Annotated in this window: 23 protein-coding genes, 1 tRNA gene and 1 other RNA gene; 10 read left to right on the top strand and 15 right to left on the bottom strand. The window is 42.4% G+C overall.

Going from position 1 to position 23,506, the window contains the following annotated elements; translation table 11 throughout:
* Positions 1–107: 107 nt before the first annotated feature.
* Entirely contained in the window at positions 108–1,199 is a 1,092-nt protein-coding gene (gene ribB, locus A7456_RS03300) for a 3,4-dihydroxy-2-butanone-4-phosphate synthase (RefSeq protein WP_066885325.1), read from the bottom strand.
* Between the two features lie 170 nt (positions 1,200–1,369).
* On the opposite strand from ribB, the gene xerD reads away from it, so the two are divergent.
* The gene (xerD, locus tag A7456_RS03290; RefSeq protein ID WP_066885319.1) at positions 1,370–2,323 is read left to right on the top strand and encodes a site-specific tyrosine recombinase XerD; all 954 of its coding nucleotides are present in this window, start codon (positions 1,370–1,372) and stop codon (positions 2,321–2,323) included.
* A gap of 75 nt (positions 2,324–2,398) precedes the next feature.
* On the opposite strand, the gene A7456_RS03285 is transcribed toward xerD, so the two are convergent.
* The 6 genes from A7456_RS03285 to A7456_RS03260 form a co-directional block, all read right to left on the bottom strand.
* Entirely contained in the window at positions 2,399–3,556 is a 1,158-nt protein-coding gene (locus tag A7456_RS03285; RefSeq protein WP_066893936.1) for an AI-2E family transporter, read from the bottom strand.
* A 178-nt stretch (positions 3,557–3,734) separates the two neighbouring features.
* The gene (locus A7456_RS03280) at positions 3,735–4,193 is read right to left on the bottom strand and encodes a YaiI/YqxD family protein (protein WP_067007563.1); all 459 of its coding nucleotides are present in this window, start codon (positions 4,191–4,193) and stop codon (positions 3,735–3,737) included.
* A 36-nt stretch (positions 4,194–4,229) separates the two neighbouring features.
* Positions 4,230–5,330: a 5-(carboxyamino)imidazole ribonucleotide synthase gene (locus A7456_RS03275; protein ID WP_067007560.1), complete on the bottom strand. Its 1,101-nt coding sequence runs from the start codon at positions 5,328–5,330 to the stop codon at positions 4,230–4,232.
* A gap of 19 nt (positions 5,331–5,349) precedes the next feature.
* The gene (locus A7456_RS03270) at positions 5,350–5,838 is read right to left on the bottom strand and encodes a hypothetical protein (RefSeq protein WP_066885298.1); all 489 of its coding nucleotides are present in this window, start codon (positions 5,836–5,838) and stop codon (positions 5,350–5,352) included.
* Between the two features lie 14 nt (positions 5,839–5,852).
* Entirely contained in the window at positions 5,853–6,401 is a 549-nt protein-coding gene (gene purE / locus A7456_RS03265; RefSeq protein WP_067007557.1) for a 5-(carboxyamino)imidazole ribonucleotide mutase, read from the bottom strand.
* A gap of 67 nt (positions 6,402–6,468) precedes the next feature.
* Complete coding sequence (locus A7456_RS03260; protein ID WP_067007694.1) at positions 6,469–7,392, bottom strand: metallophosphoesterase; 924 nt, start codon at positions 7,390–7,392, stop codon at positions 6,469–6,471.
* Between the two features lie 150 nt (positions 7,393–7,542).
* Here A7456_RS03260 and A7456_RS03255 point away from each other — a divergent pair, with 150 nt between their 5' ends.
* On the top strand, positions 7,543–8,004 hold the full coding sequence (locus tag A7456_RS03255; RefSeq protein WP_067007554.1) for a YkgJ family cysteine cluster protein: 462 nt from the start codon (positions 7,543–7,545) through the stop codon (positions 8,002–8,004).
* 103 nt (positions 8,005–8,107) lie between these two features.
* Complete coding sequence (locus tag A7456_RS03250; RefSeq protein WP_066893952.1) at positions 8,108–8,971, top strand: transporter associated domain-containing protein; 864 nt, start codon at positions 8,108–8,110, stop codon at positions 8,969–8,971.
* Between the two features lie 90 nt (positions 8,972–9,061).
* On the opposite strand, the gene murJ is transcribed toward A7456_RS03250, so the two are convergent.
* Both murJ and ampD read right to left on the bottom strand, forming a co-directional pair.
* A complete protein-coding gene (murJ, locus tag A7456_RS03245; RefSeq protein WP_067007552.1) occupies positions 9,062–10,612 on the bottom strand; it encodes a murein biosynthesis integral membrane protein MurJ in 1,551 nt (516 codons plus the stop codon).
* A 104-nt stretch (positions 10,613–10,716) separates the two neighbouring features.
* Complete coding sequence (gene ampD / locus A7456_RS03240) at positions 10,717–11,304, bottom strand: 1,6-anhydro-N-acetylmuramyl-L-alanine amidase AmpD (RefSeq protein ID WP_067007549.1); 588 nt, start codon at positions 11,302–11,304, stop codon at positions 10,717–10,719.
* A 71-nt stretch (positions 11,305–11,375) separates the two neighbouring features.
* Between ampD and A7456_RS03235 the strand changes: the two genes are divergently transcribed.
* From A7456_RS03235 to A7456_RS03215, 5 genes are all read left to right on the top strand, one after another.
* Positions 11,376–13,205 (top strand): DUF7840 domain-containing protein, encoded by a 1,830-nt coding sequence (locus tag A7456_RS03235; RefSeq protein WP_067007546.1) that lies wholly within the window; start codon positions 11,376–11,378, stop codon positions 13,203–13,205.
* A 246-nt stretch (positions 13,206–13,451) separates the two neighbouring features.
* A complete protein-coding gene (locus A7456_RS03230; RefSeq protein ID WP_066885269.1) occupies positions 13,452–14,072 on the top strand; it encodes a class I SAM-dependent methyltransferase in 621 nt (206 codons plus the stop codon).
* A 262-nt stretch (positions 14,073–14,334) separates the two neighbouring features.
* Complete coding sequence (locus A7456_RS03225) at positions 14,335–15,402, top strand: hypothetical protein (protein WP_062501282.1); 1,068 nt, start codon at positions 14,335–14,337, stop codon at positions 15,400–15,402.
* 129 nt (positions 15,403–15,531) lie between these two features.
* Positions 15,532–16,308, top strand: coding sequence for a hypothetical protein (locus tag A7456_RS11525; RefSeq protein WP_067007544.1), 777 nt, complete (start codon positions 15,532–15,534; stop codon positions 16,306–16,308).
* Positions 16,296–17,564, top strand: coding sequence for a replication-associated recombination protein A (locus tag A7456_RS03215; protein ID WP_067007541.1), 1,269 nt, complete (start codon positions 16,296–16,298; stop codon positions 17,562–17,564). The genes A7456_RS11525 and A7456_RS03215 overlap by 13 nt, the downstream gene beginning before the upstream one ends.
* A gap of 92 nt (positions 17,565–17,656) precedes the next feature.
* On the opposite strand, the gene tusA is transcribed toward A7456_RS03215, so the two are convergent.
* The 6 genes from tusA to A7456_RS03185 all read right to left on the bottom strand — a co-directional run bounded on the left by tusA (position 17,657) and on the right by A7456_RS03185 (position 22,272).
* Positions 17,657–17,908 (bottom strand): sulfurtransferase TusA, encoded by a 252-nt coding sequence (gene tusA, locus A7456_RS03210; RefSeq protein ID WP_067007538.1) that lies wholly within the window; start codon positions 17,906–17,908, stop codon positions 17,657–17,659.
* On the bottom strand, positions 17,905–18,354 hold the full coding sequence (locus A7456_RS03205; RefSeq protein ID WP_082995418.1) for an acyl-CoA thioesterase: 450 nt from the start codon (positions 18,352–18,354) through the stop codon (positions 17,905–17,907). The genes tusA and A7456_RS03205 overlap by 4 nt, the downstream gene beginning before the upstream one ends.
* 55 nt (positions 18,355–18,409) lie before the next feature.
* Complete coding sequence (locus A7456_RS03200; RefSeq protein ID WP_066893975.1) at positions 18,410–19,435, bottom strand: hypothetical protein; 1,026 nt, start codon at positions 19,433–19,435, stop codon at positions 18,410–18,412.
* Positions 19,436–19,466: 31 nt separating this feature from the next.
* Positions 19,467–20,351 (bottom strand): uroporphyrinogen-III synthase, encoded by an 885-nt coding sequence (locus tag A7456_RS03195; RefSeq protein ID WP_066885241.1) that lies wholly within the window; start codon positions 20,349–20,351, stop codon positions 19,467–19,469.
* A gap of 34 nt (positions 20,352–20,385) precedes the next feature.
* Positions 20,386–21,336: a hydroxymethylbilane synthase gene (gene hemC, locus A7456_RS03190; protein ID WP_067007532.1), complete on the bottom strand. Its 951-nt coding sequence runs from the start codon at positions 21,334–21,336 to the stop codon at positions 20,386–20,388.
* Between the two features lie 201 nt (positions 21,337–21,537).
* Positions 21,538–22,272 carry a LytR/AlgR family response regulator transcription factor gene (locus A7456_RS03185; protein WP_066885233.1) on the bottom strand — a complete coding sequence of 245 codons (735 nt, stop codon included), beginning with the start codon at positions 22,270–22,272 and terminating at the stop codon, positions 21,538–21,540.
* Between the two features lie 543 nt (positions 22,273–22,815).
* On the opposite strand from A7456_RS03185, the gene rnpB reads away from it, so the two are divergent.
* Both rnpB and A7456_RS03175 read left to right on the top strand, forming a co-directional pair.
* An RNA gene (gene rnpB, locus A7456_RS03180) (RNase P RNA component class A) lies at positions 22,816–23,190 on the top strand.
* A 73-nt stretch (positions 23,191–23,263) separates the two neighbouring features.
* Positions 23,264–23,340: transfer RNA gene (locus A7456_RS03175), tRNA-Met, on the top strand.
* Positions 23,341–23,506 lie beyond the last annotated feature (166 nt).

Below are 23,506 nucleotides of genomic sequence, written 5' to 3'. Positions count from 1 at the left end.
TTATATAGTATAGATTTGGATTGGGGTGCATCTATTTGTAGTATAAGTTATTTGCCAATAATAATCAAATCAGCCAAATGGTACTTTCCCAAACCATCTGGTGATGATCATCGTGGTATGACTTTGACAATGTTCAAATCAAAGCCTGATACGTTAAATTTGGCTGAACTTGATAAAAGCTGCATGTCTTTGACACCAAGCTGTTTGAGGATTTGAGCACCAACACCGATACTGCGATAAGGTTCGCCACTTTCGTGAACGCTGGTATTGGCTTGGAATTTATCTAACGCACCACTGATATCAACAGCATGCCCAGGGTCAATCCACACAAACACGCCTTGTTCACTTCGTCCGATCTCTGCCAATGCTGAGCGAATGTCCCAACTGTGCTTGCTGTTAATATGTCCAAATAAGTCTTTTAGGGGGTTTAGGGCATGGACTCGTACGGTTGCTATGCCACAGCTTGGATTGCCTTTAACCAAAGCAATGTGTGTCTCATCCGCTCCGTATTCTCTAAAACGGTAGAGTTTGAATGTCCCAAATTCACTGTCAAAGTCTTGCTCATCAATGACCTCCACAGTCTGTTCATTGGTCATGCGATAATGAATAAGGTCAGCGATGGTACCGATTTTAAGTCCGTGTTCTTTGGCAAAAACCTCCAAATCATCACGACGTGCCATCTCACCATCGGCTTTGATGATTTCACAAATCACCGCCGCAGGTTCAAGCCCTGCAAGGCGTGCCAAATCGCAACCTGCTTCGGTATGACCTGCCCGATGTAACACGCCACCTTGTTTTGCCATGATGGGAAATACATGCCCAGGTTGGACGATGTCGCTAGGTTTGGCAAAGGGAGCGACAGCCGCTTGGATGGTTTTAGCACGGTCAGCGGCGGATATGCCTGTGGTTACGCCCTGGGCAGCTTCAATGGATAAGGTAAAGTTGGTGCTAAATTTCGCCCCGTTTTTGTCGCTCATTAGGGGCAGTTCAAGCTGACGACAACGAGCTTCGGACAAGGTTAAACACACCAATCCACGAGCGTGGGTAATCATAAAGTTAATGTCAGATGGCTTGATATGAACCGCTGCCATGACGATATCACCTTCATTCTCACGGTCTTCATCATCCATCAAGATGACCATTTTGCCTGCTTTGATGTCAGCAATGATTTCTTCTGCGGTATTTAGGGTGCTTGCCATAGGTGAGCCTATTTTGTTAAAAATTTATGGGCTACATGGGGGCGTATTTGGGGGATTAAAGGTAAATGATATAAAATTTAAAACAACAAAACATCACACCTGCCCAAAAATCATTTCATCATCTGTCAAAGTTTGTTACAATACTTTTAATCTTAGCAGTGTGACCGACCATGAGTAAAACCCGAGCCACCAAGCCCCGTCTGCCATCTTTGACAACCACCGATACCGATCCGGATTATCTGACCCAATTTCGTATTAACATGCTGGCCCGGGGACTTGCCACACGTACCCGTAATGCCTATATTCGTGATTTACGTATTTGCCTAAAAAGCAGTAAGCGAGCATTACCCAATTGGCAAGAGACAGATGTAGCAGGGTGTTTGGTGTACCTACACAACCAAGGCAAATCACCACGCACGCAGGCGAGAATGCTGGCAAGTTTACGCCAGTTCTTCTTGTGGCAAGTAGGTGATGGGGTGCGTGATGATAACCCATGCCAGAACATCAAAAATCCCAAAGCTGACAAACCTCTACCCAAAACCTTGTCTGAGGATGACATTACCAAACTGCTTGATGCACCTGATATGACCACGATATTAGGAATGCGTGATAAAGCCATGTTGGAGGTTATGTATGCTTGTGGTTTGCGTGTCTCCGAGCTTGTTAATCTGTCACTAGATGAGTTAAATCTAAACGCAGGCTGGCTACAAATAACGGGCAAAGGTAACAAAACTCGCCTAATTCCGCTTGGTGAATATGCCCAAAACGCCCTACAAAATTATCTTGTTCGTCGCCATGAGTTGATTGCAGGCAAAAGTGGCAAAGTTGGTACAAAAGGCGTTATCTGTCAAGCGGTGTTTTTGACTGAGCAGGGTGGTTATATGACACGTCATAATTTTTGGCATTTGATTAAAAAATACGCACTGCTGGCAGGTATCACCACTGACATCTCGCCCCACACATTACGTCATGCTTTTGCCACGCACCTACTCAACCATGGAGCGGACTTACGTAGCATTCAGTTGTTGCTTGGACATAGCGACTTATCTACCACGCAGATTTATACCCATGTTGCCACAGCACGCCTACAAGCATTGCATGAGGAGCATCATCCTAGGGGCTGATAACCGCCCTTAAAACCCATAAAAATCCCTATCATAGACGGTGTTTGTCTACCGGTGGCATCAAATTTATTAAATTTAGTTGTGAGTAGATTTGGGTGTTTTTTTACCATGGGTATCTGCAAGCAGAGCTTTGCCATCTGACACAGGGACAATGCTGTCTTTGGGGGCGAAAATCTCATTTTTGTGCTGACTTATCCACTCACGCCACACAGCAAGCCCAATGGCAAGTACCACAGGGCCGATGAACAACCCCACAAAACCAAATGCCGTCAAGCCCCCAAGTACACCAATAAAGATGATGATAAAAGGGATTTTGGTTGCGCCACTAATGACAATCGGACGTATCAGATTATCCACCCAGCTGATGACGAGTATTCCCCATAGCCCAAGCCCAATGCCCTCTGTTGTATGCCCTTGCGATAATAACCACACCGCCACACCGCCCCATGCAAAGGGCGTACCAAAGGGGATGAGTGCCACCACAAAGGTGATGAGTGTGAGTAAAATGGGGTTGGGAGCGTTGGTGAAAGCATAGCCCATCCCTGCCAAAATCGCCTGAGCCAAGGCAGTCAATCCAATGCCATACACCACCGCTTGTGTGGTTGCTCCTACTGAGTCAATGTAATCATCAATGCGGTCGCCGATGATGTTACGCATGGCTTGACGGATTTGGTGTACCAAACTTTTACCATCTCTATAAAAGAAAAACAACGTCATCAGAGCCATGCCAAGTTTGGCAAGGTTTTTTAGCACCGCATCAAAGGCCATTTTGCCATAATACAAATGCGACTGCACCCAAGCACGTACCGCCTCCATCGTGGTTTCAGGGTTTTTGTTAATCTCCCAAAGCGTGTCTTTAATCGTCTGTCCGATAACAGGTAAGTCCTTGATTTGGCTGGGTAAATCTAAATATCCTGCTTGTAGGCGACGAATTGCCATGCCAACAAAACTTAGCACTTCATGTTGTAGGTAGAACACACCCACAATAAGCGGTACGCCAATCATAAGCGAGATGCAAAAAGTCATCAAAAACGCACTAAAACTGGGGCTTAGACGGACTTTGGTGTGAAAAAAGGTATAAATGGGAAAGGTAACATATGCCAAAATCCCTGCCCATAATGCTGGCACGATAAAAAATTGCACCACTTTAAAGCACAGTACAATCAAGATAACAAGCAAGGTCAAAGCGAGCAGGCGTTGTAAGACGAACTCTTTATTCCATTGTTCAATCATGGTTTCATCATGGTTTCATCGCAGTTTTGACGTGGTTTTTGAAGTTTAACATAACAAATTTAAAGAAGAAATTGAATTGGGAATGTCGCTACTTATTATGCCAAAAACTTGATAAAAATGCTTGTGGATTTTGTGGTGTTTGCGTTGCATAAGATTAAGCAAATCTATTAAAAAACCACTAGGGTAACGTACGAACAAGGCGATTTAAGGCGTTGGCAAAGGCGATTTTGTCCTTGTTGCTGTATGGTTTTTGTCCGCCCATGCTTTTGGGGTCAAGCACGCCCGTACCACGAAGTGACTCCATAAAATCTCGGACATTTAATCTGGGTTTGATGTTATCTTTGCTAAATTCCTCACCCCGTGCGGTCAAAACCTTTGCTCCTTTTTCTAGCACATCATTGGCAAGCGGAATGTCGCTTGTAATGACCAAATCCCCTGCTTGGATATGATTGATAATGTAGTCATCCGCCACATCAAAGCCAGCACCAACCACAACATATGATAAAAATGGCGATGGTGGCAGTTTGGTCATCCGATTTGCCACAAATACCGCCATCGTTTGGGTGCGATTGGCGGTTTTAATGATGAGTTCTTTGGCAATGACAGGCAGTGCGTCTGCATCAATGAGTATTTTCATAGCGAACAAATTCAGTCATGGATAAAATACCAGTCGTTATGATGTGAGTAATTGTGTGATATTGGTTACAACCCCATCATTATCATCACTCATCACCGTGATATGTCCAATCTTGCGACCGTCTCGCTCTGCCTTATGATAATGATGAAAATGCACCCCTGTATGGGTCAAAAGTTCGCTGGCATCAGGATATTTACCGATAACATTTAGCATGACAGACGGCTTGATGATGCCTGTATCGCCAAGCGGTAAGCCTAATACGGCTCGGATATGGTTTTCAAATTGGCTGGTATTTGCCCCCTCAATCGTCCAATGTCCAGAGTTATGCACGCGTGGGGCAATTTCATTGGCAATGAGTCCATCATCGCTGACAAAAAGTTCTAAGGTCAAAACACCAACATAGTCTAATTTTTCAAGCAGTTTTTTCATGCTTGTTTGGGCGGTTTGGCTTAGCGTATCCACATTGGGGGCGGGGGCGATTGTTTTGCTAAGAATGCCATTTTTATGCACGTTTTCAACCAACGGATAAAAACCAATTTCACCTGTCCGTCCACGCACACCAATGAGCGATACCTCACGGCTAAAATGAATGAACCCCTCGGCAATGAGTGGAGCAGGTAAGTTGCCTTTTGTGAGTGCATCACTAAGCTCCTGCCAAGCGGTGGCAATGTCATCTTTGGTTTTGATGACATATTGTCCTTTACCATCATAGCCGCCTCGGCTGGTCTTTAAGACCAAAGGCAGTCCAAGTTTTTTGGTAGCAGTTTGTAGCTCATCTAAGCTGTTTACCGCCATAAATGGTACGGTGGCAATGTCAAGCTCATTGAACAACGCCTTTTCAGCAAGGCGGTCTTGGGCGACGGCTAGGGCGGTGGGTGGTGGGTAAATGCTTTGTTTTTGATTGGCAAGGTAGGAAGCGGTGGCGACGGGCGTATTTTCAAATTCTAAGCTAAAAATGTCAGCTTTGGCGACAAATTCATCCAGTTGCTGTGTACTGTATACTTGCCCATACAGACCCGCTGGTGCATGGGGAGTATCTTCTAAAAAAACGCAACGATGGCCAAGTTTTAGGGCAGATTGAGCCAGCATCATGCCAAGCTGTCCACCGCCTAAAATCCCAAGGGTCAATTGTGTCATGGTTTGGTTACCCGCTTTGTTAATGAATTAGCCCGTGATTGAGTAAATCTTTATGTAATTGATTGATGATTGAAACGGCATGGTTGCCTTTGTGTATGTGTTCTAAAACAATCTCATTTGATTTGGTAAATCTATGACGAATGGATATGTTGTATGATTTACAAAAATAGCTTATCATGCCTTGAAAAAATACAGCGTCATCTAAGTCTCGCCATTTGACGCCAGAAACACCTCTCTGCCAAGGCAATACACCGCTAAATGCCCAAACACCCTCTTCATTGGTATATAATTTAAAACTTTTAAGATAAAGAATTTTATAGATAAAAATTAAAATAATCACTGTTGAAACCAGCAATGCCATCAAGACACTTTTGCCCCAAAAAAACACACTTAACAAAAAAATAATTATAAATATTGATGTTGTTTTAAAATATGCCACCCAAGATTTTTTAAAACAATGATGTAAATTATCAATATTTGTTTCAGATTTTTCAATGTATTCATTCATGTTAAACTGTCCTTTTAGGCATTGACAATTCCTGGATGGGGGCTTTTTAGCACCGTTTGGGTCTGTTTTTGGCGAAATTGGTTCAATTTTGTGGCAAGGGCATCATCATCGATGGCAAGTATCTGTATTGCCAGCAGTCCAGCATTAAACGCACCAGCATCTCCAATGGCAAGCGTACCGACCGCCACGCCTTTGGGCATTTGTACGATGGATAATAAACTGTCCCAGCCTGACAGTATGCTTGATTTGACGGGTACGCCAAGCACAGGCAGTGGGGTTTGGCTGGCACACATACCAGGCAGATGAGCCGCTCCGCCTGCCCCTGCGATGATGACTTTTAAGCCCTTATCTTTGGCGGTTTTGGCATAGTCAAAGAGTTTATCTGGCGTGCGATGTGCTGAGACGACCTGACACTCAAAGGGGATGCCAAAATCTGCCAAAATCTGCGCCGATAAAGACATGGTTGCCCAATCGGACTGACTGCCCATGATGATACCAACTTTTGGGGTGCCAGTGGGGGATGTGATGGGGGCAGGACTTGGGGCGTGTTGGGTGTTTGACATGATAATCCTTAATCTAAAAGTGCTATTATAGCAAAGATTTGGGTGAATGCTAAGAGCGTGGGTAAATTTAACCTATAAATTGCACAAAGTTATCATCGTCTAATGTTGGGTTTTTTGTATCAAATTGATAAGCGGTCAAGTGTCCATCTTTGCCTGCTGAATAGTCAATACACACCACTTTGTCTGATAAAATGGTCGGTTTGTCATGTAACCAATAATGTCCGATGAATATTGGCTTGTCGGTTGTTATGCCAAATGCCAATAACTCATCAGACAAATCGTTAAGATAAATTTTTGGCAAATCATTGGCAAATAATGTTTTGTCAATGGATTGATGTTGCCAATCATCCACCCACCATTTAACACGAGCTTGTGTGCGAACAATGCCAGTTTTATCGGTCATGGTCAAGCCATCTGGTAGGGGACTTTCTATGCCTTTTAGTACATGCTCTATGGCATAATAAGGCTTAGTGTCTTTTTTGCCTGTAAGCTGTATGGCATGGCAGGTGAGTCTGTTATTATCCAAAAGGGGGCTTAATATGTCCATGCTGTGTTTATCATAGCAGGCGTGAACACAAATGCAGTCGTCTAATTCTAGCCAAAGTGGCAATTCATAAAAGCGATTTATCCAATATCGGTGTAAATCGCTGTCAAATCCTGTTTCATCAATAAAGGCTTTGTGTTGAAAATTATTATTATCAGTATGTGGACGTAAATAGTTGCCATGGTCATTTTGGGTGGCATAGCATATGGCATTGTATTCGTGATTGCCCATAACAGCAAGTGCTTGGTTGTTGTCAAGCATGTCAAAGACAATTTGGAGTGTGGCTAACTGCTGATTGCCCCTGTCAATAAAATCACCAATAAAAATCGCTTGATGACCGTGTGGGGCGATATGACTGATGCCATCATGAATATAGCCCAATTTATCAAGCAGTCCTGCTAATTTGTCGGCGTGTCCATGAATGTCGCCAATAATGTCATAAATCATAAATTTATCCTGTATGAATGATTTATTGTAAAATAATGAAAGTTTAAAAAACCAATTCTTACCAAAATCCCACCGACGATTATAACAAAAATTTTTGGCAAATTTGCTACCAAAAACTGCCAAATTTGTTACAATAAATATTTTTGGAAAATGTCTGTGTCCAATTTACGCCCCAACTTTTGGCAACTGCCCTTAGCCACACTTAGCGATGATGAATGGGAGGCTTTGTGTGATGGTTGTGGTGTGTGCTGTCTGGTCAAATATCTAGACGATGATGATCCACGCTTTACCGAATATACAGATGTGGCATGTAAACTCATGGATACTGCCACAGGGCATTGCTCGGATTATCCCAATCGCAAACACTTTGTTCCTGATTGCATTCGCCTAACAGTGGAGATGATGGCACAGATGATGTGGCTGCCTCGTCATTGTGCTTACAAACGTCTCTATTTGGGGCAGGGCTTACCACATTGGCACTATCTTATTGCAGGGCAAGACAGACACGACAGACAAATGGATAAAGTGGGTGTACGTGGACGCTGTGTCTCTGAGATGTATTTTAGTGATGATAAGATAGAAGAACGTGTGATAAAGTGGGTAAAAATTTAGACATCAGATGGTGCATCATACCCAAACTATTAAAAAATCCCTTGAATAACCCTGATAAATCCACTATATTAGACATACATTTTTAAAAAGGAAAAGACCGCTTATGTCTGATGACCACAGTTGGCGACGTGGCTTAAAACGTTGGCTATCTACCGCTCCTGAAACTCGTGATGACCTGCTTAATCTCGTTCAAGACTCTCGGCGATTTTTGGATTCGGACATGGTAGATATGTTGGAGGGGGTGCTTGATTTGCCTGCCATGGCGGTCAAAGAAATCATGACCCCACGTCCTGATGTGAGAGCCATTACCAGTAGTGATGGTATCCAGACGGTGCTTGCTACCATTTTTGAGTCCAATCATTCTCGTTATCCTGTCATTGATGAGGCGGATGATAACGCGGTCATGGGGATTTTACTTGTCAAAGACCTAATTCCTTACCTTGTCCAAAAGTCAGCAGGGCAAAACCCCCCATTTTTACTCAAAGACCTAGTACGAAAGCCCTTGTATATCTCGGAGACAGCACGTTCAGATACCTTACTTCGCTCATTGCAACGGGCTCAGGTGCATATGGCGGTTGTGGTTGATGAGTTCGGTTCGGTGTCAGGCGTGGCGACGTTGGAGGATTTGCTTGAAGAGATTGTTGGCGATATTGTTGATGAACATGATGACATCGATGAGGACAGCACCATTAACAACATCATCACTCACCCTGAAAAAGACGGCGTGTGGCTTGTACAAGCATCCACGCTCATTGGCGACTGTAATGAGGTGTTAGGAACAAGTTTTGATGATACAGATGTGGATACCATGGGCGGTCTGGTCATGCAGGCGTTGGGGGCGGTAAGTAACTTACAGGGGCAGAGCGTGTCTATTAATGACTGGCAAATCACGGTTGTGGACGTAGAGGGGCGGTACATTCATTTGCTTGAACTGACCTTAGTGCCACAATTAAATGATGGGGGTTAAGTGATAATAGAATTAAGTGATGATGGTATGCCAATGCCACACATTAACATGCCATCAAAACGTCATCTAGAACAATGCACACCCATCCGCTTATCCATGTCGTAACTGTTTTGGTCTAAATCCACTGGCAAGTAGCACCACGCCATACACCACCGCCCCTACCACACAGATGGCGATAAGTACGGTAAGTTTTGCCCATGCCGAGCCGTCTTGGGGGTAGTAAGGTAGCATCGCATACAGACTTACCGTCATGGCAAGCGTGGCGGTGACAAATTGCATGCCCATTTTGCACCAATGTTTACCAAAACGCCAAATGTTCCGCTTTTGCAAAAAATAATATAAAAGCCCTGCATTGACAAAACTCGCCCCTGTGGTGGCAAGAGCAAGACCACCATGCAAAGGTAATCTGGCAAGATAAAAAATCCCAATAAATACCACACTAAACAGCATATTGGCAAACACCGAGACGATACCGATTTTGACAGGGGTTTTGGTGTCTTGACTTGCAAAAAATGCAGGAGCAAACACTTTAATTAGCATAAATCCCAAAATCCCACCCGACAAACACCGCAGGGCAAGTCCTGCCATGTCGCCATCTGTGGGGGTAAATTCGCCACGCACAAACAAGGCATTCATCAGCACATCTGACAGTGCAAACATCGCCAAAGAGGCAGGCAGACCGATGACAATGACAAGACGCATTGCCCAATCTAGGGTTTTGCCAAATTCTGCCATGTCTGCTTTGGCAAGGCTTGCCGATAAACTCGGTAAGATGACCGTACCGATGGCCACGCCAATCAGACCCAGTGGCAACTCACTTAACCGTTCAGCAGAGTAGAGCCACGAGACCGAGCCATTTGCCATTTTGGAGGCAAAAATGGTATTTAATAGCAGGTTGATTTGCGTTACTGACACCCCAAAAATGGCAGGGAGCATGAGTGTTAAAATGCGTCTGACCCCTTCATGTTTAAAGTCAATGCTTGGAGCAACCAGCAACTTTTTGCGATATAAATCAGGCAGTTGTATCATTAGTTGTAACACACCAGCCACTGCCACTGCATAACCTAACGCCATGATGGATTTGTTAAGCAGGGGGGCGATGCACCACGCTGCAATTATCATACTAATGTTTAGTAGGACAGGAGCAAAAGCAGGTGGGGCAAATTTACCATAACTTTGCAAGATACTGCCAAAAAATGCTGTTATTGAAATGAAAAACAAATACGGAAAGGTTAAATATAAAAGTTCGGTGGCTGTGTTAAATTTGGCAGGGTCATCCACAAAACCGGGGGCAAAAAGTTGTATGACAAACGGGGCAAAAGCAAGCACTGCTACCGTTAGCACCAATAAAATCAACCCAAGCACGCCTGAGACATGAGCGATGAGTAGCTGAATTTCGTTAAAGGTTTTTTGTTCTTTATATTCGGTCAAAACAGGTACAAAGGCTTGTGAGAATGCCCCTTCGGCAAACAGGCGGCGTAAAAAATTGGGGATTTTAAAAGCAACCAAAAAAGCATCCATCAGACCGCCTGCCCCAAACACACTCATCAAAACAACATCACGCACCAAACCCAAAATGCGTGAAAGCATGGTCATGGAACTTACAATAAGGGTAGAGCGCAACAGATGAGATTTTGCCATGATGAATTGTCAACAAAGATTTGGGCGTATTATAAAGGATTTGGCAGATGAGTTGATGAATTTTTTATGGCTGTTTTTTTTTAAGTTGTGGATAAAATGTTTTTTTAATTTCTGCATAAATCATCAATCATATGACGAATTTTTTGCCAATCAAAAAATTCCCCAGGATCGGTTTTGCGAATGGGAGCAATGTCACTATGTCCCATAAGATGTCGCCGTGTGCTAGGATAGGCAATATGAATGGCATGGATGATATGAGCAAGGATGGTGTATTGTATCTTAGTAAAGGGTGAAAAATCATCGCCCTCCAATTCTATGCCAATGGTGAAATCATTGCAATTTGACCGCCCAAGATAAACAGATTTTCCTGCGTGCCATGCTCTATCATTAAAATTGACAAACTGGCTGACATGTCCGTCTCGCTCTACAAATAAATGGGCACAAACCTCTAAATGAGCAATGCTTTTAAAATATTCATGGTCATTGGCATTTAGTCTGTTTTGGAAAAAGGCTTTGACAAAATGTGTTCCTGTTGCATCGGTTTTGCCAAATTCACCAGGCGGTAGGCTGATATTATGAATGACGATGCCACTGATGGGACAGTTGGGACGAGCATTGAAGTTGGGGGATGGCAAAAAGTCTGCTCCGTGTAATATGCCATCTTTGATAAAAAAAGTGGTTAATTTTGTCATGATGATTTATACTTATCAAATACTTATCAGAAGTCTATTTTACCAATGTTTGCTTGATTTTAATATGCACCATGAAAAATTTTTCTCAATTTGCCCCTGCGTTGTTATTTTTTAGCCTGACTTTTTTCATGGCTATGCCAACTTATGCCATCTCATCTGATAATGCTTTAACAGCCAATACCAATTTGGCGTATCAGCAAGATGGTGGTGTATTCTTTGATGATGTTTATCACCCGTCATTCCAAACGGATGATTCTAAATATAATACCACCCAAACCACAAACCAAACCAAATCACAACGCTTGGCAGATATTGCAAGTTCGTCTGCTTGGCGAAAACTTTTGCTCTTGGACAAAAACGCCAAACCCATTGCCAAAGACTTACATTTTCTTTTGGCAGGAGGCGACACCAGAGCAGAACTAGATGCCATCATCAAGGCGATAGATGAGCATGATGAGAAAATACTGTGTGCCTTTCCTGCTCGCACTTACTTTGTGGCAGAGCAGTTGGGCTTAGAGTTGGATGATGGCGGTTGTGATGAATTTTGGGCATGGGCAACACGATATGATGCACAGGCGTTATCGTTGACTTTTGCTGATGAGCATCCCAATTCGCTAGGTTCGGCATTTGCCCATGTGATGATAAAGGCAGATACCAAGCAAAGTCTGGCAAGTAGGACGGATGATGACGCTTTTGCCATTAATTACACTGTCGCCCGAGATGGGGCAAACAGCGACGCCAAAGCGAGTATGCACTCACTTTTTGGGGGCTATGCAGGGGTCATGGAATTTTATGATTATGGTGAAAAGCGAGATGTGTACCTGTTAGATGATGAGCGAGATATTTGGGAGTATCGCTTAAACCTAAGCACAGCAGAAGTTGCTCAAATCATGCGACACGTGTGGGAGATTAAAGATTTAAAACGCCCGTACTTTTTTACCCATGATAACTGTGCCAGTGAGATATTACGCCTGATTGATGTGGTGCGTGGCAGCGAGTTGCGAGAAGCGGTTGGTAGAGTTGTTATTCCCAATGAAGTGGCACGAGTGCTTAGTGAAAAGGGATTGGTGGTTCACAGTAAATACTTGCCATCAAAGAGCAGTATCGTCCAAGCGGTGCAAAACGGCACCAGTGGCACCATCAAAAGTGATGACAATCCTGCCCATGCCAGCCCTACCCATCGCATTGGCATGTCAGTGGGTTATGATGATGCTTATCATGGTACAGACAAGAACGATGGTATGACCTATGGACTATCTGTACGCTCAGCCTATCATGATGTGCTAGACAGACCCATGGGTGTACGCCAGTATTTAGACATGACGTTGTTATCGCTTGATTTACGCCATGATGACAGATTAAAAGTGGAGAGAGCAACGCTATTTAGCACACGCAGTTACAACCCTGCCAATACCGCCAAAAATCATGATGGTGTGGCATGGGGTCAGCATGCACGTTTTATACAAGTCATGGACGCATCAGATGGTGATAACGATGACCATATGGTCTTTGATGTTCGCCTAGAAAAAGGCAAATCATGGACGATGGGACAGGCAAAGGTAGGTACAGGCAGGCTCTCCGATACACTCTGTTATGCGTTGGGTGATTATGGCGGACAAGTGGGGCGTATCAATAAGGGCTATCGTGTGGGGGCAGGCGTGAATGTGGGCTGTATTTATCATGCCAGCGACAAGGTGCGTGTCATGGGCGAGCTTTCTCTGCCAGTATGGTATCATCATAATCAGGGCAAAAACCGCACAACATACATTCAGCCTGCCCTAAATGTAGGTATGCAGTACGATATCAGTGCCACACATGCCTTACGTTTAACAGGCAAAGCAGAGCGTGGACGTGATGATACGCACAAGCAAGTAGCATTGGCGGTTTTAAGATATTTTTAAGGTTGTGGCGATTTATATTTAAATAGCCCAACAAAAGTTTTGACCGTCTAGACAGTTAAAAACAGTTAAAAAAGCAAACAGTGCCACCGTGTGTTTATAAATTTATCTAAACGCTGCGTCAAACGACAAAGCCAATAAGCGATAAAGCAAAAAGAGGTGCCAAATTCTCCTATGGTAGATTTGGGCAAGTTTTTAGAGCGGTGTCAATAGGCGTTTCTTTGACACCAACTTCAATGAGATACAGTCATGACAATTCAAACCACCAAAACCAGTTTGTCCGAGCTACAAACCAAAGCCAAATTATGGCGAGAAGACATCAGTTTCACCCAAAATGTGCTTGGCAAACCCTTCACCTTTAATACCACGTGGGGAATTTTTAGTCCAGAGAAGTTAGATGATGGCAGTCTTATGCTTCTTGATTATATTGATTTTAGGGCGGATGATGATTCCATTGATTTGGGCTGTGGCTATGGTGTGCTTGGCATGACCGCAGGACGTGAATGCCCAAATGGTCAGCATTTGCTCATTGATAAAGACTTTGTGGCGGTAGAATATGCCAAATTAAACTGCCAAAAAAATGGACTGACCAACACTCATGTTCAGATGTCCAATGGCTTTTATCATGTCAATAAAGACAAAAAGTTTAGCCTTGTGATGAGCAATTTACCCGCCAAAGCAAGTAAAGAGCAACACTATTTGTATCTACTAGATGCCTATGAACGCATGGAAGTGGGTGGGCGGTTTTATGTTGTTACCATTAATGGACTTAGGGATTTTATGAAACGCTCATTTAATGAGGTGTTTGGTAATGCCGATAAAATCAAACAGGGCAAAACTTACACAGTAACACTTGCAGTCAAGCAATGATTTGATGGCATCACAGAGCGTATTGTAACAAATTTATATCAATGACTTTATTTTGTTACATTATTTTTGCTGATAATTCATATTTTATTTTCATTTTGATTGGGCGGAAGATTTGACAGTTACTTATATTACCTGATGGTTACCAAAGTCTTATTGAATATTACACAAACTTTTTTTATAATGTCCGTTCATTCGGATTTAATTTTTATATCATCACATCAATTATCACTATTTTTTATATTAAGATTGTAGAGGATCACTTATGAGCATTCATACAACGGCCGCCAGACGCCCTTCATGGCGTGGCATTTTTGCAGGACTTTTGATGGGTCTTGTTGTATCTATGATAATGCTGGCTTTGGCCTTAGTGCTAAGCTCTTTTTTATCACTAGATTTGCGTGGGGCAGGTATTGCTGCTGGCGTTTATGCCGCAGTAACCGCTTTAATCAGTGCTTTTGTTGCAGGGTTTTTTGCCGTCAAAGCATCAGCACCAGAGGCGTTATTTGGTGATGGTACCGACATTTTGCCAAAAGACGCTGCTTTAACAGGTATGCTAACCGCAGCAGCCATCGTTGTCATCAGCTCTGTATTTGCTTTTAATAGTGTAACTGGCATTGTAAGAACTGCTGGCAACGCTGTTGGCACAACCGCAGGTGCTATTGGAGGGGCTGCCAGTGCCGTTACATCAACGGTAACAACAGTAGCTGGTGCTGGTGCTACCGCAGCAGCTGGCTCATCTAATGCCGCAGGTGGCGATATCACTGCCAAAGCACAAGAGCTGTACCAAAAAGCCACAGGCAATATCAGCCGTCAAGACATCGAAGCTTGGGTTGCTAAGAACAACGAAACTTTTGATGAAGCACAAATCAGCGCAACAGTGAATGTGCTTGAAGACATGCTTAACAAAACCAAAGCTGACCTTAATGGCATGGATTTTACCAATCTTGACACATGGAAAAATATTGATGGATACGCCAAGCAGCGTGCCGATGAGGTGCAAGCCATTGTTACAGGTGATGAGCTTATTGCCAGACTACAAGCAGAGGGTTTAACCCAAGAGCAAGCATTAGAGGTGCGTGAAGAAACTGCCACCGCTTATCATGAATATCGTGCCAAAACTGAGCAAGCCATTGCTGATGCTAAGATGAATATTGAGCAAACGCTACAAAATGCAGAAGATACTGCTCGTAAAGCTGCCCTATACTCTGGTCTGTTTTGGTTGATTAGCACGCTACTGACTTTTGTGGCAAGCATCATGGGTGCAAAAACTGCCGCAGCAAATTACCGTTTGGCATCGCCCATCACTGTTCGTGAGCGTGACCTTCGTTAATTATCAAAAAGCAAAGTTCTTAAAAATCTGTCAATATTTTGGCAGATTTTTTATGTCAATTTTTTATGCCATGTGATAAAATCAGAGCGAACTGTTTTGATGGTTCATGAACTTTTTGATTAAAAATGTATGAAAAATCCATTTCACTTAACACCCACCCCACGTACTTGTCCACATGGTGATTGTGGCAAGATATTTTGTGATGTGATTTATAAATATGGTATCATCTTTTGTCCGCATTGCCAAAAAAGCCTATTGGTCAATCCATTTACGCCTGATTTGCAGCAAATGACTTTTTGGCAATTTGTCAAATATTTCATCAAAAGATATTATAAATTATATGTGATTTGTACCGGCATATTCATATTGATTTATACTGATATATTCGCTTTTGCTGATTTAGATAAATTCAATCTTACAACAGGATTTTGGGCGGCAGTGATTGTTCTTATCATGTTTTTGTTTTTTGTGGCAATTGTTGCCATTGAAAACAATCTAAGATATTATCATGCTTATAAAATAAAAAACAGACCCCTAATAAAAGGCGTGGATAACTATGATGACATCAAAAATGATTTTAATATCTCTGTTGCCCATGATAAACTAGCCACCTCTTTTGATGCACATGCACCATATTGTCCACATTGCCAATCTCAAAGATTTCACAACACAGCAGATGATGATTATGTGTGTCAAAAATGCCATACAAAATCATCCCTAAATCCAAAATTAAAAAAAACGAATACCATCCAATTTGCATCAAATTACACCATCTTATTTTTGATAATAGGATATGTCAGTTTTGATTTTTATTTGTTTATTTATATTTTGGCTGTCTTTGTGATATTTTTAATCAACTTATCCATTAACTATTATTGGTACAAAACCCCAAAATGGCTACCTTAAATATCCCTCTTGCTGAACGAGTTCGCCCACAACAGCTCTCTGACATCATCGGACAGACACACCTATTGGGCAAGAATGCCCCCATTAGTCGTATGATTGCCCACAATCATTTGCCAAGTTTGATTTTACATGGTGAGGCAGGTATTGGCAAGACGACTTTGGCACGGCTACTTGCCCATGCTGTTGGGCGTGAATTTCATCTGCTATCCGCCCTTGATTTGACCGTCAAGGAATTGCGTGAGCTGATAGACGGCGGAAAAGGCATGACAGGCGGTTTGGATTTTGGCTCGCCTGTGCTGTTTATTGATGAGATTCATCGCTTTAACAAAGCCCAACAAGACGCTCTGCTTGGGGCGGTTGAAAGCGGTAAAATCACGCTGATTGGGGCGACCACCGAAAATCCGTCTTTTAGCGTAAACAACGCCTTGCTCTCTCGCTGTCAAGTATATCGCTTAGAGTCATTGACCATTGATGAGCTTGTCAAGGTATTACAAAGAGCGTTGGCAATGGATGCGATTTTAAAAAACTATGTGGTGCAAGGCGATCTTGCTAATATCGCACGTCTTGCCAGTGGAGATGCTCGTAAGGCATTGAATTTATTGGAAATCGCTTGCCAATACTCAGATGGTTTTACCCTAATCATAGATGATGCTTTGTTACAAAACATCGCCCAAACCGTGCTACCACGCTATGATAAGGCAGGCGATATGCACTATGACATCATCTCGGCATTTATCAAATCGGTGCGTGGTTCAGATGCTGATGCCAGCATTTATTGGCTTGCTCGTATGCTTAGTGCTGGCGAGGACTCTGCGTTCATCGCCCGTCGTTTGGTGATTTTGGCAAGTGAGGATATCGGACTTGCCAACCCTAATGCCTTATTACTTGCTGATACTGCCTTGCGTTCTGTGCAGTCTATCGGTATGCCTGAGGCACGTATTATCCTTGCCCAAGCGACTGTTTACCTTGCCACATCACCCAAATCTAACAGTACCTATACGGCGATTAATGAAGCCCTTGCCTTTGTCAAAAACGACAATTCACCCGTACCCTTTCATCTTAGAAATGGCGTTAGCGAACTTATGAAAAAAGCAGGTTATGGGGTGGATTATGTCTATCCGCACGATTATGCTAATCATTATTATCCCCAAAATTATCTGCCTGATAATCTCATTGGCAAACGCTTTTATCATTTTGCTGATAATCAAAAAGAGCAGAGCAGTTTTAATTTTATCCGTTGGTTAAAGCAAAAGTAGAGCGTGACTGCTGCTTTTGGCATTTTATTGACAATGGATGGGCATTTAACAACATCAACTCATATTTGTATAAAAAATGATTATCAACTGATTTATCCCAACTTTTTTACAACAACATAGCGATAACTGCCATCATCAAGGGTTTCTTGATGGGCGAGCGTATGCCCTAAATGACGGCAGAAGTTAGGAATGTCTCGGGTTGTGGCAGGATCGGATGCCAGCAGATGAATTTCATCCCCTCCTTTGGCGGTACGTATGCTTTTATGTAGCAACATGATGGGTTCAGGGCAAATCAGACCTGTGGTATCTAGATGAAAAATGCTAACTTCACTCATGGTTATCATCCCTTAAAATCGTTTAAAATATTACGCTCATCTTCTGTCCATGCTTGTTTATTGCCATCTTTATCAGTGCGAACGATGGTCGCTGTGGCGTTAGCAACGATGGCTTGTTGGGCGGTGCTATAATATTCATATGCCATGCTTAGACTTGTATTACCGATTTTGGTGCATTTGACCCCAATGAGTAGCGTGTCAGGATAGCGTACAGGGCGTAAATAGTTGCATGATGAGCCTGCCAATATGGTCAAGGTTTCGCCCTTGAACATGGCAAGAGCATGTAGGTAGCTGATGCGAGCGGACTCAGCATAGCGATAATAGGCGACATTATTAACATGGTTAAAAGCATCCATGTCACCCCATGCCACAGGCTGGACGTAGACGATGGGGTAATCGTGTAACTCATTTGGACGCTCGTTTCCTGTGAGTGTGGTAGTATAGGGGCTCATCATAAGCATCCTTATCTAAAAATAGTTAAGTAAATGATAATTTGGCACCAGTTTAGTGCTAATTTTGGGGGCTTTTTAACATCAAAACACTGCTAAGCTCTTTGTTCTTAGGGCTATTGGCAAGTAAATCATAGACCCAAAATAGGGCATCATCTATGGTATTTAAAGCGACCTGCTGTCCGATTTGTCCTGTTCTGATATCGGTGCTGTTGTTGGTGCTTTCGTTGTTCTTTTCACCCTTTTTGGCATCTGTGGCTTTTTGCTTGGACTGTCTTTTTAGACTGTCAGGGTCAATCTTACCGCCATGCAAGATGATATGGCTTTCTAATTGTGAGCGAGCTTCTTGTAGATAACTGGTCATCAGTCCTCTGTCTCGTACACTCGCCGAGCTGATAGCAAGTGATAGCATCATGTTGGCATCATGGAGTAAAATATCATCACGACTAAGAGGAGTGTTGGGTGTGCTGGTCTGCTGAGTGCGTAAGAATGCTTGTATGTCTCGCATTTTGATAATGTGGGCTTGCCATGCGTCAGGTTGGGTTTTTAGGGTGTTTATGTAGGCAATATCTGCCTTAATGCTGTTACTTAAAGCGGATTTGACTGACGGAGCGATGCCCATCATCTGCCCAAGCTGATAGTCAATGGCTTGCAAAGCGGTCAAGGTATCATCATAACTGCCTTGTTCAAAGAGTTTGCTTATCATGGCCAGTTCAATTTTTAAAAATTGGATGTCTTTACTTATTTCGTCTTTATCTGTTTTTTTGTGGGTGTCGGTTGGGGTGATGGCAAAAAGACGGTCATCCATGTCATTTAGGCGAGTATCAACAGCATCCATTTTGGTAAGGCGTTCATCTACTTTATCCACAACAGACGTAAAAGAAAGGTGCAACCACAGCAGTCCACCTGCCAATAAAATGATAACAAGCCATTGTAGTCGCATGAGTACCATCCGAGCTTGTTCGGCTTGTTTTTTTAGCTCTTCTTTTTCAGTTTCTTTGGCGTGAGTGAATTTGGCATCTAATTCTTCCAAATTTGCCTTGATGGCTTTGGCGTTTGGAGTGTCGGGCTTTTTGGTATTTGGCATGATGATAAAAGTTTTTAAATGTTAAGAAGTCTTATGATGAATACATTGCCATGACGTCCTGTATGGCTTGATTTAGGGTTGGTTCTGCCAAATTTTTCACAGCACAGACATGACTGTGTGGATAGTATTTGGCAGTTAGGGTGCTTAGGCGATGACCTAGGGTTAAATATATCATATTTTGTGGTAAAAACCCATGTGTGTGCGTGGTGTGGTCATAAATCCAGTGGTCGTACACACCTCGCCAAGCATCCAAACTCATCTGACTGCTGATAAGAACAAAGATGGGTGAATGGTTACCAATTTGATTTGGCTGATTATTTTGAGTACCATTAAAAGTATTGTCAAGACTTTTATCAATATTACCAAGCAGACGAGCAAAGTCATCTGACAGCTCTGATGGCACGAACCGTTCATAAAAGGCGATGGCATGCACATTCACGCCACGTTTGATGAGCGTATCAGACAATAGACTACGCCCATCAACCCCACGCCATATCAGCACATCATCACCGACGTGTAATTCATTGATGGCAGGCATGGCAAGCATGCCTTCATTACTCATCTGGCATCCCACATCAAAAGGAGTTAGCACAGAAAACCCAAAATCTACCAAAGCATCCGCCGTTGTTTGTCCTACGGCGATGACATTTAGAGTGTCATGATGGGGTATGTTACAAGCATGGTGAATGTTTTGTTTTTTTAAAAAATGTACCGCACAGGCAACTGCTTCCACGCTCACCACGATGAGTGTGCCAAATTTACCCTGCACAAAATCTACCAAATCCTGTATCTCTGACCCATTTAACTCATCAAAATGACGAATGGCGAGTAATGGCAGGTTGATGGTGTTAATGACCAGACTTATATCAGCCTTGTGCCTAGGGCGGGTGTTGATGAATAAAGGCGACATGGTCATCAGTTGCTTATATTTATTAGTTTTATCTTTTGCCTTATCTGTCTTGTCTTTGGTATAAAGCTCTTAATATGCTATCTGCTCCTTGATTGAGCAGTTCTATTGCGACAGTTTTCCCCAGCCTTTGAGCATTTTGGGTGTTTTGTGTGGCATTATCTGTAACATCAGTTTGATTGGTGACTTTAAGCAGGGTGCGACCGTTGGAGGTACCTACTCGGCCTTCTAGGCTTAAAACACCTTTATCAAGCTGTGCAAATCCTGCTATCGGTACTTGACAACCCCCATCTAAGGCGTGGTTCATGGCCCGTTCGGTGATGGCTTGTAGTTCAGAGATTTTGTGATTTAAAGGTCTGATGAATTCTTTAATCCCATCATCTCGGCACTCAATAGCAAGCGTACCTTGACCGACCGCAGGCAGGCACATGCCAATGGAGAGACTGTGGCGAATACGTTCATGCAACTCCAACCGTTCCAAGCCACTTTGGGCAAGGATGATTGCATCATAGTCGCCATTATCTAGCTTACCAAGACGTGTGCCAACATTACCACGCAAACTGATGATTTGTAAGTCAGGACGATAGGCACGCAGTTGACATTCACGACGTAGGCTTGATGTGCCAACTTTTGCCCCTTGTGGCAATTCATCCAAATGGTGAAAGTGATTGCTAACAAAAGCATCAAAAGGACTGTGGCGGTCAAGATACGCCCCAATGATAAGACCATCGGGTAGCACCATGGGTACATCTTTTAGAGAATGCACAGCAATATCAGCTTTACCGCTTAGTAGAGCGGTTTCTAATTCTTTGACAAATAAGCCTTTTCCACCGATTTTGGCAAGAGGAGTGTCTAGGATTTTATCACCTTTGGTAACAAGTTCTAATAGGTGAATATCAAGTTTGGGGTAGAGTTTTTGAAGTTCGTCTTTGACAAAATAAGCCTGCCAAAGTGCAAGTGGAGATTGGCGTGTGGCAATGGTTAAGGTGTTCATGGTTGTGTTATCGCTGTGTCATCTGATAGGTTGTTTGTCTATTTAACCACATTTGCCCCAAAATGCCAAATAAAAATTCATATCAGTCAATCCTTAGCATGACTGTAAATCACTGTCAAATGACAAAATATTCATCAAATCAAAATGACCAAATCATCAATATCCTTGGATATCATCACTTGTATCTGTCTGCCTATCTTTTTAGATGCTGTGAATCTTCTCTCTTAGCATGGGCAGGTGACGACGAGATACCGACAGTTTTTCGGACACATCTCGAAAGCGTACTTGGTATTGACCGTTGTCTACGGTTTCTAATAAATCCAGATAATCTAAATTAATCAAGGCATTGCGATGAATACGAAACATAATGCCTTCAAACTCTTCTTCTAGGTCTTTTAGGGTCTCATCAATGAGTACCACGCCATTTTTATGGCGTACTTTGACGTATTTTTGATCAGCGGTAAAATAATAGACATCAGACAGTGAAATGAGTTCAACACCACGATGAGTGCGTGCGGCAATGTATTGACGAGTACGACCACTTTTTCCATTTTTTTCGTTAAAATTTGCTTGTTGGGCGGCGTTGATACGACAACATTTTTGCAGGGCATTTTTTATCTCATTTTCTTGGATGGGAATGGGGATATAATCACAAATGCCCCATTTAAAAGCATTTAACATAAGATGAGTATCATCTAATCCAAAGAATATCATAGCAGGAGGATGGTCAAATTCTCGGTTTAGTTTTTGGCAAAATTCTTCAATATATGTCAGATGTGCATTAATAAGTACAATCTCAGGCTGATGCTCCATAACCAGTGTATAAGCTTCTTCTAGGCGTTCTGCTTGTCCGACAATCTCATGTGTAAGCAATTCAAAAATTGCTTGAATGTGCTTGCGTAAGGCCAGCTCGCTCTCACAAATTAGAATTCTCATCTGTTTATCCTTAATATGTAACAGGTATTAGAATGCGATGGCATATGTTAGATTATCCATTCACTGGTAAATGGTCAAAAATGGTGTGGTGTTATCACAAAAATATCCACAATAAAACAATTTCTCTCTTACAAGCAGTTCAGAGATTTTGTAAACTTATGTATTTTCTGGCTTTGTCAAAAATTTAAATTTAAAAAAATCAAGGTTGATAAGCCAAGATTTTTAAAATTTTATTTAGATTAAGTTTTGTTAATTAAAGATTTTAGCAAAAGTTAACTCAAAAGAAAAGTAGGTGTGAGAATTTTTATTTGAGTACCAGAATCATAGCAAAACCAATCATTTACAAATTTAGCAAAAAATTAGCAAAAGATAAGTGAATTTTGCTGACTATCTTATCACAGTATTTAAAAAATTTTGACAGTTTTTCTAAGAGTGGTTACCAATCCAAAGGTAAGAAATAATTGTATGTGATTGATTTTTATAGTTTTTCAATAGATTTATAAAAGTTTTACACACTTTGATAAAAATATGTTACAATAATAAATGGCAGACTAGACAATCGCCGTTTACTTTGGTAAAGGGAGGAAAGTCCGGACTACACAGGGCGACGTGCTAGCTAACGGCTAGGGGGCGAGAGCCTACGACCAGTGCAACAGAGAATAGACCGCCCAACCACTCAATCAAGTGTTTAAAAATATTCGGTTGAGTGGTTGGGTAAGGGTGAAACGGTGAGGTAAGAGCTCACCGCGTGGCTGGCGACAGTCATGGCAAGGTAAACTCCACGTGTAGCAAAACCAAATAGGTATCCAATGAGTTGCCCGCTTAGGATACGGGTAGGTTGCTTGAACGTACAAGCGATTGTGCGTCTAGATGAATGATTGTCCACGACAGAATCCGGCTTATCGGTTTGCCATTATTTTTCCAAAAATAAAAAATTTAAAATTGGTGTTGACAGCATAGAAAATCATCTGTATAATTTGCACCCTATGACGGCGATGTAGCTCAGCTGGTTAGAGCGTACGACTCATAATCGTAAGGTCAAGAGTTCAAGTCTCTTCATCGCCACCATTATTAATAACACTATTATTGATTATGATTTAGTAATTGATTAATGTTAATAACTTTAAAAAATTTCTTGACATATTTTTATATTGTTGTATAATTTGCTTTTCGCTGACGAAAAGCGTTTTGGAAAAATAAATCAAAAGTTTTTTAAAAACCGCTTGACAACACA

Origin of the sequence: Moraxella nonliquefaciens, assembly GCF_001679005.1 — a bacterium.
Taxonomy (GTDB): domain Bacteria; phylum Pseudomonadota; class Gammaproteobacteria; order Pseudomonadales; family Moraxellaceae; genus Moraxella; species Moraxella nonliquefaciens.
Note: the sequence above shows the minus strand (reverse complement) of the source record. Positions and strands in the feature narration are given on the sequence as shown.